This window comes from Paenibacillus sp. E222 (assembly GCF_013401555.1).
Lineage (GTDB): Bacteria > Bacillota > Bacilli > Paenibacillales > Paenibacillaceae > Paenibacillus.
In genome coordinates this window covers 731145-745276 of the sequence record NZ_CP058552.1, presented here as the reverse complement: position 1 = coordinate 745276, position 14132 = coordinate 731145, and the positions used below count along the sequence as shown (strand labels likewise).

The following is a 14132-nucleotide window of genomic DNA, read 5'->3' as shown; positions in this document are numbered from 1 at the left end:
CCAAAATAACACCGTATGACTACATTGGGCTATAAAAAAACGAAATGATCCATGGAATTGTGACAAAAACATGAATGCCCTGCTATTTACGCAGCTTACGGCCTGCGAGTCCGCTTTCCAATGCATAGCGGGTTAATTGCACACGATTTTCGAGATGCAGTTTCTGTAAAATATTCTTCAGATGATTTTTAACCGTTTGGTCCGAAATGCCAAGTTGGTCGGCAATCTCACGGTTGGTATATCCCGCAGATACCCATTGCAGGATCTCAAGCTCCCGCGTAGTCAGCGGATTATCGGGTACATCCTCCGTGCGAGGCGCAGGGAACTCCTGGAGGATTCGATAGGCAAGCTCCTTGCTCAGGGGTGCATCATCACTGACGATGGCGCGAAGGTATTCAAGCCAGGTGGAGGGAGCCAGATTTTTGAGCAAATATCCCTGGGCCCCCTGCTTCAGCGCTTCGAACAGGTACGTGACATCATCCGATATAGTAACCATGACGATAATGACATACGGAAAGCGCAGTTTGATCTGGCGGGTGGCTTCCAGCCCATCCATATCCGGCATCTGCACGTCCATCAGAATAAGATCGGGCATCCATTGCCCGGTAAGCTCCAGCGCCTCCAGTCCAGTCGAAGCGGTACCAATAACCTCAAACAGGCTGTCCTCGGATAAAATACTGCAGATCGCCTCACGCGCATGTGCGTGATCATCGACGACCAATACCCGTACAAGTTCCATATTAAGCATGCCCCTTTCCAATGGTTATTCGTGTGTAACCAGGCCTTGAATCAAGGGCGAAAGACCAGCCCATCTGAGCTGCACGTTCCTTCGTAATTCGCAGGCCGTACCGATCCTTCAGGTGCAGTGGATCACCGCTCACACCAATACCGTTATCCTGAATGAAGATCGACCAGGCAAAAGGAGTCCCTTCTGCAATCACCCGAATATCTGTAGCCCGGGCATGTTTGCGTACATTAAGCAGTGCTTCCCGAATGCAGGCGAGCAGTTCTACCTGCTCCTTGGGGGAGAAAAAGGTGCTGTCCAGATCCCATGCCAGATGCGCCGAAGGAACCGTCTCCTCTATGAGCAATTCCACCTGTGACAGCAGGGAAGTTCCCTCCGGTACTGCCGCTTGTCCAGGGACGTAGCGGAGCTGGGCGATGGCCTGCCGTACGTAAGCGTTGACCTCGTGTACGGTTTTGCGTATTTCCTGAATTTCATTCTCGTGACCACTTCCAGCCAAACTGCGCTCGGCTTTGTCTGTTTTTACCGACAAGAGAAAAAGAGACTGCGAGATGCCGTCGTGAAGCTCGCGGGCCAGTTGGTCCCGAGCTTCGAGTGCCACTTTGGAAGCACGCTCCTGCTCCAGAGCGGCCCTGGCACTCTCCAGCATGTTGAATAAGCGACTTAGCAAGGTGACGCTTATGAGGTAAAGGATTAGAGGGGTAAGCCAGTTACCCACATCCATGGAGAGGTACGGCATCAAAAATTGGTGACGGATGTATTCCCAGAGACCAACCGTAAATGTGGGGACCAGCAGAATCATCCATTTAATCTGTTTGTATGACATGAATACAGAGCTCCTTTGATATAAGGTCCACTTATATGTATCCGTTTCAAGGGTTGGCACCATTATAACGCATGCTTGCTTCAGACCCTAGTCTGGCTTTCTTCGGAGGAACCTCGGGTGGATAAGGGAGCATTTAGAAGGATATCTAAGAACAATACGGGGTGAAATTATGTCACGCAGGGTGAGCCTTGATGAGTACAGATGAGCGGGGCTGCATCCATTTTCCCTATTGGAGGAGGTCCTCTATACTTATATAGAACGCAAATTTATTACAAAAGATGTTAAGGAGTGAACGCAACAACATGAATCAAGAGGTATTGGAACGTCGCAGCGAGTTGCTTAAGAAGAACATTCATCAAATGCTTCTTCAAGACAATCAGCACGGAATCAGTCGTCAGGATAACATGTTTTTGCAGCAGATGATTAAAGAGCTGCATCAGACTTCACATGAGATGAATACCACTCGATAACGCAGAATCTGCACAAGAATGAAATAATCTGGTGCATGATTTACTCTATGATGAACATGAAAATGGCGCTATCCCCGATTCGGCCGGGGGTAGCGCTTTTGGCTTTTTAAGGGGGATTTCTGAGGTGTTACACAAGTTGTTGCTGCACCGTTCGTGTCTGAATATATCGGATGAACAGTTCGGCTAGCTCGGGATCGAACTGAGAACCGGAGCACATCTTCAGTTCCTTGATCGCTTCATCCACATTTTTCGTTTCCTGATACGGCCGCTCCGTCGTCATTGCATCAAAGGAATCAATGACCGTGAGCATCCGGCACAGCCTGGGAATCTCACAGCCTTTCAGACCATAAGGGTAGCCTGCCCCGTCATACCGTTCATGATGCAATTCAATATAGGGAATGAGATCGGCAAAACGCTCGTTGGTCATGGCCATTTTTTTGCCCCAGGTGACATGGCCCTTGATCGTTTCCCATTCTTCAGCGGTGAGCTTTTCTTTCTTATTCAGGATGGACCACGGAATTTCAAGCTTTCCGATGTCATGAATCAATGCGCCCAGTACAAAATTGCGCTTCTCCACATTATCGAGTTCCAGCAGCTCACTTATATCGAGAGCATACTTATATACGCGTTTGGAATGTTTGAATGTATCCATATCCTTATATCTGAACAAGTTGAGCTGCTGCTCAATGTCTCGCACATCCTGCACCAGATCAATCTCTTGCTCCATGCCGTCGTTACTGCCGTGGCGATGCACATTGTTTTTGCCCTGCTTTTTGGCATAATACAGCGCTTTATCCGCCTGATCTACAAGTTGTGACTTGTTGTACATATCGACCTCATAACGTGCAACACCCGCGGAGAACGAGAGACAGCCGTGCGGAAACACTTCAACTCCTTCAAAAGGTGTATCGTTCAGCTGCTTGCGCAGCTTGTTCATGAACGCATAAGCCTCGTCCAGGTCCATGCCTGGCATGAGTAAGGTGAACTCTTCTCCGCCGTAACGAAAGGCGGTGACCGGAGTACCTTCCGTCTTCCGATTGAGGAAATCTCCCAGAAGAGCCAGCAGGCTGTCACCCTGGAGATGACCGAAGCGGTCGTTGTATTTTTTGAAATCATCAATATCGATGAGTCCCAGTGAAAGCGGGGTTCCCTGGGAACGGGCGTTAGCAAGCTCGCTTTCCAGCATACTTTCAAAATGGCTGTGGTTAAACAAACCTGTGCGTTGATCCGTATTCGCCTTTTCCTCAATACTCTGATACATCACAAACAGCTGTTTGAACGCATGCGATAGTAGAATGCTAAGACTGAGATAGAGCAGCAGGCCGAGAACGCCGTTATGCACAACGAGAATGGTCAGCACAAGTGCCAAAATCAATGTACATAAATAGACGAGCAGTGATTCGGTAACGAACACACGCTTCATCTGCTGTAAAGCATCCTTTGTTGAGAAATGAAAGAACAGGCCGAGCGTGATTGTATTAATGATGAAGTAGGCTGCAAGTGCCGCAAAATAGGGCAGCAGGTTATATCCATCCAGTGCTCCTGGAATTCCTCCAGTCCAAGTAAATACATAAGCAGCTCCAGCAATCATAAGGCTGTAAATGCTGAAATTGACGATATGTTTCCACCAGGTGAGTTTGCGGTCCTTGATTAACAGAATGAGGGAAACGGGCAGCAGTACAGACAGACTGAATGCACCACCAAACATGAAGATAGAGGCGAGGTACACGGAAGAGTCCATGGATTGCTGATTGCCTTTGGGCGGAATTTGAAACGTGAAGTAATCCAAAATCAGCGCCGCACCGAGCATCGTGTATACCATTACCCATTCTTCAGCGGATAGATGGAGATAAGACCACTTGTTCATATACAGAAAAATACCGATGCCCGTGCAGCTAAGCAACACGACATACATGCTGCTTCGATCTGCTTTATGGATAAGGTTACGAATAAAGTTCATAAAAATTCTCCTGCTTGGTTTAGTCTGCTCTTGATGTGAATATATCGGCTTGTACTATATTGATGTATAACATAACAAGTTACCTCCCAAAAATCCAGAAAGAAAAAACAGGCCGCTGGCAGCCTGTTTGTCTTGGTTGGCGAAGTATATGTACTAGCCGCCCAACTTGTATCCCGAAGTCAATGCAACAACGACAGAAGCTACGATGATTGCGTTGATGACGAGACGGGAATATTTAATGCCTTCGAATTTTTTCATGGAAAAGACCTCCCTTCCTTGGAGTCTGTCCGAATCTCTTCAGGCCTGATTGAATTAACTGGCTGCAGAGCATCTCTGGTTCGATTCACCATCATGTACTGGATAAACAGGAATATGCCAATGTTCATGACCACATCGCCGATGCTGATTACCTGGGTCCGCGGATAAGGGCTGGACAGCGGGATGATATCACCTAGAAACGAAAGATGTGTGGAAGCATCCATCATATAATGCTTTGATACGGCTCCGCCTTCGCGCAGCATGTCCACATAATAGGGCCCAAGAACAGCCGAGGCGTCCACGGAAACAGGCATACGCCCACCGTTCACCGCCATGACGATGAAATTGAGAAAGACACCGATCCAGATCAGCGTAAAACCCTTGTAATGTCGATTAAGCCACAAAAATGCCAGACCTGTGACATAAACGGCAGCAAACAGGTATCCATTGATGGATGCAACCCAATCAAGCCTTTCCTGCAAGAAAAAGATGAAGAACTGGGCCAGCAGCAACAGCGGGAAAATCCATCCGCCTCGCAGCTTGAGTGCTGCAAACTGGTGGAGACCATACCGAAATCCTCCCCGGAACAGTCCAACGATCAAGCCGAGCAGAATGCCGTCGTATACCATGATTAACTCCTGTCTTACAGATATGTGTAAATGTGATTGCGTGTTTATGTACCTATGTTATTCGACCTTTTACTGGTAAATCCTGCAATGAAAAATATTTTTTTAGAAGAAATTTGCAAAAAAATAAGCAAAAAACCGCCTTTACGAACAAATGGGTCGAATCCATTGTAAAGTTCGGTAAAGTCGGCTTTATATTGTGTCAAAATGCGAGCTTTAATGCACTTGATATTTGTTCAGTTTATTCTGATTCTCCGTTCAGATAATTGAAGAACGGATGGTCAACCCAGAAGGTGTAACTGGATATGTCCGCATCAGGGGCGAGCTTACGGAATCCTTCCTGAATCACCTTGGAATTCTCTTTAAGGGAGAAGGATTGTGCGTAATAGTTGCCAAGTGAAATTTTATTGTTGGCAATGACCGGATATTCCGCCAGAGCAGTTGGCGAATAATACAGCGGCTGCCACCAGGAAGCATGAATCAAGGCGGAGGTGTCATCGCTATTCTTTTTGGCGTACTTCAATATAATGTCGTTGAAGCGGGCTTTGTCCGCTGTGTTATTGAACTCGAACTGAATGTCATACTCTTTGGCGTAAGCGATGTAGTTGCCATTCTCGATCTGGGTTACTTTGTAATCCGGTGTTTCCTTGGGCTCTCCCCATTCCTTCAAATAAATGAAGGCAGATGTCTTCGGCTGGAACTGTACGTCAGCATCAATGCCTTCGCTGCGCAACAGTCCAATTAACTGCACCGCGTGTTTAATATCATCATGTCCGTAAGTTAAAGTCAGTTCATCGATGAAGTTGGAATCAAAGCGACTATCCTTAAGATTGTAACCAGTGACGAGATCATTCCGCAGTGCTTGATCCACAATGGTCCGCAGTTCCGGTGCTTCTATTAAATCAGCGGTGCGATAGGCAGCGTACAATTTGGAGTAAATGTCAGCGTCGCCGGAGCGGCCAATTTCATTTTTATATTTTCCCTGACTGGTTAATACCCGTCCAAGCAAAATGTTGGCAAAATCGGAACTTGCTTCGCCGCCCTTACGGAGAGCGGGGTACAGACTTTCCGGGATCAGACCGGTATCAATGGCAGCGGCCAGTTCTTGCGCAGCTTGTCCCTGAACGCGTCCTGAGCTAATGCCAAGTTTCGCGAGTGCCTTCGCTGTTTTGTCTTCAGGGTATGTATAGGCCAGCTCTTTGAATCCGGCTGCTTTGATTGCGATGAAAACAGCGGCATAAGTGCTAAGTTTGTCATTGGCACGCACTTCCGTACCGGATAGGATGCCGTTGTTATATAAAGAAACGGCAGCTTTATACGCAGAATCACTCGAGTTCAGATCAGTGAAGGCCGGAGCCTTGACTTCACTGTCACTTGCTTCATCTGTAGCCGGAGCAGCTTGATCGGCTTCAAAAATGGAAGCAACCGCCTTGATGAAGTCCCCCTTTGTTAACTGCTTCGGCAATTGGATATTGTATTTGGCTTGCAGGAATTGGGCGTAATCGGCCGCACTCTCAGTATAGACTGAAGGAGCTTGTGCTACTGGTCCTTTAACTGCTTGCGAGGGAGTTTGTCCGGTTGGAATGGCGGATGCTGCGGATGCCGAAGCAGGCAAGCTGAGGCTGCCGAGTGTAACCGGAGCGGCAAGCAGAGCGGCCAATGTGATCTGGGTGATTTTTTTCATATGAATAGCCTCCTCAAAATAGGGTTGGAAAATAAAGAAGATCGGGTTATAATTCTGACAAATCCTATCTGAATATAATAATTGGATTGACTTTAGCATGGAGCAGCTCTGGATGTCAACGGAAAAAACCTTGGTATAGAGAGGCTTCGGAGGCTTTATGGAAGGCAAATCAACTATTATATTCCATTTAGTGTATACGCTCAAAGATTTATTGACAAGGATCGACAGTATCCGCTAGGATTATAAAAAAAGAATAGTGAAAAGGGGAATTTTCAAAATGAAAAGAGGTTTATCGTTCGTCTTATCGATCATCATGTTGGCTATTTTACTGGCGGCTTGTGGAAATTCTGCTTCCAAAGACGAACAATCGGCCCAAGGTGGCGATAGTGAGAAATCACTGCGCATGGCCCTTGTACTTCCTGAAAAAATCGGGGTTAACCCGTTCTTCGTACAGATGGATGAAGGTTTCAAAAAAGCAGGCGAGGAATTCAAGGTAGATACCAAGACGATTGAATCGACTGACCCGGCTGCATTTGAGCAAAACCTGCGTGCTGCAGTTGCTGAAAACTATGATCTGATTATTACAGCAACGTTCCAGGCAGAAGATGCATTGAAAAAAGTGGCTGCTGAAAACCCGGACAAGTCCTTTGCTATTGTGGACACAACGGTTGATCTGCCTAACGTTCGTAGCGTTGGTTTCCATGAATATGAAGGAGCGTACCTGCTTGGTGCAGCTGCCGGACTGTCTACAAAAACAGACAAAGTCGGCATGATTGCCGCGATGGACGTTCCATTGATCAAGAAATATACAGAAGGTTTCAAAGCTGGTCTGGAATCGGTTAACCCAAAAGCGGAATTCCTCGTGAACTACGTTGGTGGATTTAATGACCCGGCCAAAGCAAAAGAGCTTGCGCTGGTGCAATTCGGCAAAGGGGCTGACTTCATCGCTGGAGCATCTGCTGTAGGCGATCTGGGCGTGTTCGAAGCTGCGAAGGAAAAAGGCTTCTATACTTCCGGTCAGGATACAGACCGTACCGTTGAAGATCCGGAGCATATTGTATTGTCTCAATTGAAGTCAACCGACACGGTTGCTTATCAGACAGTGAAGGATTTTGTAGAAGGAAACTTCAAAGCAGGTGCTGTGAACTACGGCTTGAAAGAAGATGGCGTTGGCTTGACGTATGTAACACGTGACAGCGAATCTCCATTGAATGCTTTTGTTGGACAAGAGGTTATCGACAAGGTTAAAGCGATCAAGGATGATATCGTATCCGGCAAAATCGTTGTGAAAGATCCTTTGCAACAATAGTATTCTTTGTCCCATAGGATGAAGTGATGGAGTTGATCAGCCGGCTGCCCGATCAGGCAGCCGGTTTTGCTGCTATTTAAGACCGAGAGGAGAGAACGCGAGATATGCTGTTGGAGATGGAGCAGATTACGAAGAAATACGGCGGCTTCACCGCTAACCGGGACATCCGTTTTAATTTGCGAGAAGGAGAGATTCATGCCCTCGTGGGTGAGAACGGCGCTGGTAAAACAACCCTGATGCGTATGTTGTACGGAATGGAGCAGCCGACATCAGGCACAATCAAAGTTCGTGGACGCGAGGTCAGCTTCGCTACCCCGTCTCAGGCCATGGCAAGCGGTATCGGCATGGTGCACCAGCATTTCATGCTGTTTCCTTCCTTTACGGTTGCCGAGAACATCGTGATCGGGCGTGAACCGTCTGCGGCAGGTGTATTTGACCGCAAACAGGCAGCGGCCCAGGTGAATGAGTTGGGCAGAACGTATGGCATGCCGGTGGATCCGTGGAAAAAAGTATTTGAATGCCCTCTGGGCATGCAGCAGCGTGTTGAAATTCTCAAGGTGCTGCATCAGGGCGCAGATATCATTATATTGGATGAACCTTCAGCGGTACTGACACCGCTGGAAGTGAAAGAACTGCTCGCGAATATGAAGTCCCTTGCCAAGCTGGGCAAAACCTTCGTATTGATCACGCACAAGCTGCAGGAAGTTATGGATGTGGCAGACCGGATCACGGTTCTTCGGGATGGTCAGGTGACAGGTACATTGGAAGCAAAAGACACGAATGTAGAGGAATTGTCCCGCTTGATGGTAGGTCGTGAGCTGGTTCGCATGGACAAGCAGCCATCCGTTCCGGGAGAAGCGGTGCTTCAGGTGGAAGCGGTCAATCTGTCAGGGGCAGAGGATCGTTCTGCACTCAAGGATATCCATCTGCAAGTGCGGAAAGGCGAGATCGTTGGAATCGCGGGTATTTCCGGCAATGGCCAGTCTGAACTGATCCAGATCATTGCGGGTCTACGCAAGGCAGATAGCGGACGCGTCCTGCTGTCAGGGCAGGATACAACCAATTGGCCAGTGCGGCGCATTCGGGAGCATGGACTTGCCCATATCCCGGAAGACCGTTATATGTGGGGAGCGGCGAAGGATGCGAGCGTCCGTGAAAATGGACTGATGGGCCATCATCACCGGCTCCAATCACGCGGTATCATTAAAGCGAAGGCAGCACGGACCATGGTGGAGAACTGGATCAAGCAGTTCAGCATCAAAACGGGTTCTGCGGAAACAAAGGCACAGTTCCTTTCGGGCGGTAACCTGCAGAAGCTGATTGCTGCGCGTGAGTTTGCCCAGGATACGCCGTTTCTGATTGCGGCTGAACCTACACGGGGTGTAGACATCGGAGCGATGGAGACCATCCACGCTGAATTGCTGCGCAAACGGAATGAGGGTGCGGGTATTCTGCTCGTTTCCTCTGAATTGTCTGAGATTTTGCAATTATCGGATCGGATCATTGTTATGTATGAAGGCGGAATTGCCGGGGAACTGAAGGCAGATGAAGCAACAGAAGAACAGATCAGCTTGTTGATGGCAGGAGGGAAAGAGCGGATATGAATCGGGTAAAAGAAACACTTCGTGGACTCGTACAGCCGCTGCTTGCCGTATTCATCGGTTTGCTGGCAGGTGCTGTAGCCATTCTGGTCGTTGGCGGGTCTGTGGTGGATACGTATGCGGAGATGTGGAAAGGGGCCTTCGGCAACTTCTACTTCTTCACTAACACACTGGCACGTTCGACGCCCATTATTCTTGCAGGGCTGGGCGTAGCCCTGGCGTTCCGCGCCGGATTTTTCAACATGGGTGCTGAGGGGCAGATGGTTCTGGGTGGACTTAGTGCAGCGCTGACGGCGCTCTACCTGCCGGGCCCAGGCTGGTTTGTCTGTATTGCAGCCATTGTGGCGGGGATTATTGCCGGTGGAGTCTGGTCGCTGTTTGCAGGCTGGCTGGATGCCCGCTTTGGCATGAATCTGTTGATTACAACGCTGCTGCTCAACTACATTGCAATATATTTTGGAGGATACATGGTATCCTACCCGTTTAAAGACCGCACGGGATCGGCGGCAATGGCTCAGACGCCCATGATTGATCAGAGTGTCTGGCTGCCGAAGCTGTTCCAGGGCATGGGACTGCATGCCGGATTCATTATTGCCGTCGTGGCGGCAATTCTCATCTACTGGTTCACACACAAGACGGTAACCGGTTATGAGATCCGCATGTTGGGAAGCAACCCTTCGTTTGCAACGTATGGCGGCGTGCGCCGTATCCGCATGATGATGCTGTCCATGATCATCAGTGGTGGACTTGCAGGTCTTGCGGGTGCAGGGGAAGTGCTGGGTACACAGTACCGTTTCCTTGATGGGTCGTTGTCATCTGCAAGTTATGCATGGAGCGGTATTATGGCGACATTGCTTGCCCGCTCGCATCCGCTAGGAACAGCTGTGGCGGCAATCCTGCTTGCAGCGTTGCAGACAGGTGCCATGGGGATGGAACGAAATACGGATGTGCCGCTGGAAGTGGGCAGTGTCATCCAAGCGGTATTGACGTTATTTGTATCGGCTCAGATCGGATATTCATTCCTGAAGCGGAGAAAGGAGAAAAAGTCCAATGCAACAACTGTTTGATGCAGCCATGTTTGGCTCTACCTTGCGGATTATGACGCCGATCCTGCTCGCAGCGCTCGGTGGGGCTTTATGCTCTCGTGTCGGTCTGTTCAACGTGGGTCTGGAAGGACTCGTACTGATCGGTGCTTTCTCCGCTATTGTCGGTAACTATCTGTTCGGCAATGTACTGCTGGCCGTACTATTCTCGATTGTGATCGTCATGTTGTTCTCTGCGCTATTTGCCTTCATCAGTATTAATCTGAAGGCCAACGCCATTGTGGTCGGGATCTCGCTTAACTTTCTGGCGACAGGACTGACGACTTTTGCGCTGCGGGCGATTTTTGATGTAAAAGGTGCTTACTACGACAAGGATATGGTGGGACTCCCCAAATGGGACATTCCTCTTATTAAGGACATTCCGTGGGTAGGCGATGTGATCTCAGGGCATAGCCCGCTCGTATATCTCGGGATTATTATCGTAATTGCCTTGCAGTTTTATCTGTTCAAAAGTGTCTCTGGTTTCCGTCTTCGTTCCGTGGGTGAGAATCCGGTAGCGGCACAAAGTATCGGCATCAAGGTGCGCGGCATTCAATATGGTGCAGTTCTGATGTGCGGCGTATTGTGCGCCTTGGCGGGCGCACAGTTATCGCTCGGTCAGGTTACGATGTTTACCGAGGGCATGACCGCAGGTCGCGGCTTCATCGCATTGGTAGCAACGATGCTGGGTCAAGCGAATCCGCTTGGCGTTATGGGGTCCAGTGTGCTGTTCGGGTTCATGGAAGCTCTTAGTATCCGATTGCAGGGCTTTGCGCTGCCAACCCACTTTACCATGATGCTGCCGTATATTGTGACACTGGTGGCGATGTTCTTCTTCAAGGACCGTACCTATGCACAAGACGCACTGAAAGCGGGCGGAAGCTCGCGTTAATTCCTGAGTGTTATGCTGGAAGCATATAAAGAAGGAGGAATCACACTTGCATAATAAGGCTGAACGTCTGAAAAAAACGAAAAGCCCTGCACCCAAAGCGGGTGCCGAGCACGGAGACCGGCTGCCGCCGGGGCAGGTACTGACCGAGAAATTCCCGATTCTGCACGAAGGTGAAGTGCCGGAATACGACCTTTCCACTTGGGATTTGAAAGTATTCGGCGAGGTTGAAGAGGATAAGGTATTCTCCTTCGCCGAGCTTCAGGCGATGCCTCAAGTGAACACAGTGAGCGATATTCACTGTGTTACCCGCTGGTCCAAGTTCGACACGCCGTGGGAAGGCATCCGTTTCTCGGATTTTATCAAGCTTCTTGGCGTCAAACCGGAGGCAAAATACGTCATGATCCACGCAGACCATGATTATGAGACCAATGTTCCGCTCGAAGAACTGATGCATGACGACGTATTGCTTGCTTTTAAATATAACGGTGAGCCGCTCACACCGAAGCACGGTTATCCGCTGCGTTTGGTTGTTCCACAACTCTACTTCTGGAAGAGTGCGAAGTGGATACGCGGTCTGGAATTCATGAAAGAAGATCGCAATGGCTTCTGGGAAGTCAATGGTTTCCATCATTTTGCCGATCCGTTCAAGGAGCAGCGCTTCTCGGGTGAAGATATTCCGATTCCGGAAGACGAATGGACGAAGAAGGAGTTTGATTAAGATGTTGATGCCTATTTTGCAAATTCATTCCGAGGATATGCCTGCATATGCCATTGTCTGTGGTGATCCGGCACGTGCAGAAAAGATCTCCCGTAAGCTGGAGCAGGCAAGAGAACTGGCGTTCAGCCGGGAGTATCGCACGTTTGTAGGATTGTACGAAGGTGTACAAATGGCCGTGGTCAGCCATGGCGTAGGATCACCCGGAGCAGCCGTCTGCTTCGAAGAACTGATCCGGGCAGGGGTAACGACCCTGATTCGTGTAGGTACAGCGGGCTCGTATAGCGCGGATTATCCTGCGGGAAGTGTAATCGTCAGTACAGCTGCTGTACGTACGGACGGGCTTACGCGTCAGCTCGTACCGGATGGTTTCCCTGCGGTCGCGGACCTTGGCGTTACGCAAGCGTTAATCGAGGCAACTCGTGAGCATGCAAGTGGAGTGAAAGCTTCAGGTGCGGGTAAAGTTGGCGTAGGCATTACCGTTACGCTGGATGCTTTCTTCACCGGGGTTGAAGAGATTCCTCACCGCAAGTACAAGCAGGCGGGTGCTCTTGCCGCTGAGATGGAAATTGCTGCGCTCTACATCGTAAGCACACTGCGCGGTGCTCGTGCCGGAGCTATTGTGGCTATCGATGGATTCGCAGATAGCGACTTGGCGGCAGAGTATGATCCGCATACCAATGCGGTAGCTGATGCAGTAGAGCGTGAGATCGAAGCCGCTCTGCGTGCACTGGCTGCACTCGCTCGCCAGGATCAGGCGTAAAGCTGAGATCATCAGGGTATTTTGTAGTACTACTACTGGTAAAATTGCAAAATACGCAAATGATGTCCATCTGAGGTGGACAATATAAAAGGGCGTCCCATAAGGTCATGAACATGACCTAGGGGGCGCCCTTTTGAATTTGAAATAGAAAGTGACTGGCGCTAGATTGGAAGGTGCAATCGATTCGTTAGCGTTGTCCAAACAACTGCTGCGCCGTCTCAATAAATAACCGGGAGGCGGGAGAAGCATCAACAAGTGAAGGAACGGCAATCTCGATATTGCGGTAGGCTTTCGGCTCTGTGGGGAGTGCTTTAACACCCGGTGGCAGCCAGGATAGTGAGATTGCAGGCAGCATGGCGGTTCCGAGTCCCTGTTCAATCATGCTGAGGCAAGTGTTTACGTTATACACCACAAATCCGAAATGTAATTCTGCATCTGCTCGATTGAACAGATCAACAATCGGTACCTCGTAGCCGCCTTTGCAAATAATCATGGGGTGTTTGTCCAGCATTTGTACGGGAAGTATCTCCTGATCAGCAAAAGGTTCATCGTCCCGAAACACCGCGAGCATCTCTTCGCTATAGAGTGGAAGCGTCTCATAAGCCACTTCTGCTGGCTCTTTGTCGGTTGCAATAATGAGAGCCACATCAATGGCGCGTGAGCTTAGCCACTCCTGAATTTCAAGGATGTTCCCCTCGTGCAGTTCAAACTGAATCTGAGGATAGCGATCCCGAATCGAGCGGATAATTTTCGGAAGCAGATGGGCAGATGACATGGGGAAAGAGCCAATACGAATCGTACCAATCTCCAACCCTTTTTCGGCGGCAACGACCTGCTGTACCTTATCAAATTGCTGTAAAATCCGGCGGAAAATGACCAAAATTCGCTGTCCCACATCCGTAAGCACGATGCCGTTCCTGCGATCTCGTATGATTAGAGTGACATCCAGTTCATTCTCCAGCGAAGAGATGGCCCGACTGACTGCGGGCTGTGTCATATTCAGTTCCTGGCCTGCACGGGTGAAACTTCCCGTCTCTGCAATTTTCACAAATAACTGCAACTGTGAGTTGTTCATAACAAATATGGTATGCTCCTTATGATTAACATGCATTTCAATTATTTCGATCATTATTGTATCATGAAGACACGGAACGATCAAAGAACGGATGTAAAACGGGTCTGGATCGGATTCCAAATGGTT

13 protein-coding genes are annotated in these 14132 nt (G+C 49.1%); 7 read left to right on the top strand and 6 right to left on the bottom strand.

Going from position 1 to position 14132, the window contains the following annotated elements; translation table 11 throughout:
• Positions 1-82: 82 nt before the first annotated feature.
• The gene (locus tag HW560_RS03225) at positions 83-739 is read right to left on the bottom strand and encodes a response regulator (protein WP_179262017.1); all 657 of its coding nucleotides are present in this window, start codon (positions 737-739) and stop codon (positions 83-85) included.
• Position 740: 1 nt separating this feature from the next.
• The gene (locus HW560_RS03220) at positions 741-1571 is read right to left on the bottom strand and encodes a sensor histidine kinase (RefSeq protein ID WP_090904096.1); all 831 of its coding nucleotides are present in this window, start codon (positions 1569-1571) and stop codon (positions 741-743) included.
• 302 nt (positions 1572-1873) lie between these two features.
• Between HW560_RS03220 and HW560_RS03215 the strand changes: the two genes are divergently transcribed.
• Positions 1874-2041 carry a hypothetical protein gene (locus HW560_RS03215; protein ID WP_162842449.1) on the top strand — a complete coding sequence of 56 codons (168 nt, stop codon included), beginning with the start codon at positions 1874-1876 and terminating at the stop codon, positions 2039-2041.
• 127 nt (positions 2042-2168) lie between these two features.
• On the opposite strand, the gene HW560_RS03210 is transcribed toward HW560_RS03215, so the two are convergent.
• The 3 genes from HW560_RS03210 to HW560_RS03200 all read right to left on the bottom strand — a co-directional run bounded on the left by HW560_RS03210 (position 2169) and on the right by HW560_RS03200 (position 6569).
• Entirely contained in the window at positions 2169-4001 is a 1833-nt protein-coding gene (locus tag HW560_RS03210) for a bifunctional diguanylate cyclase/phosphohydrolase (RefSeq protein WP_179262015.1), read from the bottom strand.
• Positions 4002-4255: 254 nt separating this feature from the next.
• Positions 4256-4888: a DUF5317 domain-containing protein gene (locus HW560_RS03205; RefSeq protein ID WP_177185871.1), complete on the bottom strand. Its 633-nt coding sequence runs from the start codon at positions 4886-4888 to the stop codon at positions 4256-4258.
• Between the two features lie 238 nt (positions 4889-5126).
• Positions 5127-6569 (bottom strand): hypothetical protein, encoded by a 1443-nt coding sequence (locus tag HW560_RS03200; protein WP_179262013.1) that lies wholly within the window; start codon positions 6567-6569, stop codon positions 5127-5129.
• A 277-nt stretch (positions 6570-6846) separates the two neighbouring features.
• On the opposite strand from HW560_RS03200, the gene HW560_RS03195 reads away from it, so the two are divergent.
• The 6 genes from HW560_RS03195 (at position 6847) to HW560_RS03170 (ending at position 12931) form a co-directional block, all read left to right on the top strand.
• The gene (locus HW560_RS03195) at positions 6847-7878 is read left to right on the top strand and encodes a BMP family lipoprotein (RefSeq protein ID WP_090810147.1); all 1032 of its coding nucleotides are present in this window, start codon (positions 6847-6849) and stop codon (positions 7876-7878) included.
• 104 nt (positions 7879-7982) lie between these two features.
• Positions 7983-9482, top strand: a complete 1500-nt coding sequence (locus tag HW560_RS03190; protein ID WP_179262011.1) for an ABC transporter ATP-binding protein — start codon at positions 7983-7985, stop codon at positions 9480-9482.
• A complete protein-coding gene (locus HW560_RS03185; protein WP_179262009.1) occupies positions 9479-10546 on the top strand; it encodes an ABC transporter permease in 1068 nt (355 codons plus the stop codon). The genes HW560_RS03190 and HW560_RS03185 overlap by 4 nt, the downstream gene beginning before the upstream one ends.
• Entirely contained in the window at positions 10530-11453 is a 924-nt protein-coding gene (locus tag HW560_RS03180; protein ID WP_076290669.1) for an ABC transporter permease, read from the top strand. Before HW560_RS03185 ends, HW560_RS03180 begins: the two co-directional genes overlap by 17 nt.
• Before the next feature lie 46 nt (positions 11454-11499).
• Positions 11500-12171, top strand: coding sequence for a sulfite oxidase-like oxidoreductase (locus HW560_RS03175; protein WP_179262007.1), 672 nt, complete (start codon positions 11500-11502; stop codon positions 12169-12171).
• Between the two features lies 1 nt (position 12172).
• Entirely contained in the window at positions 12173-12931 is a 759-nt protein-coding gene (locus HW560_RS03170) for a nucleoside phosphorylase (protein ID WP_179262005.1), read from the top strand.
• Between the two features lie 187 nt (positions 12932-13118).
• On the opposite strand, the gene HW560_RS03165 is transcribed toward HW560_RS03170, so the two are convergent.
• Complete coding sequence (locus HW560_RS03165; protein ID WP_090904102.1) at positions 13119-14006, bottom strand: LysR family transcriptional regulator; 888 nt, start codon at positions 14004-14006, stop codon at positions 13119-13121.
• Between the last annotated feature and the right edge of the window lie 126 nt (positions 14007-14132).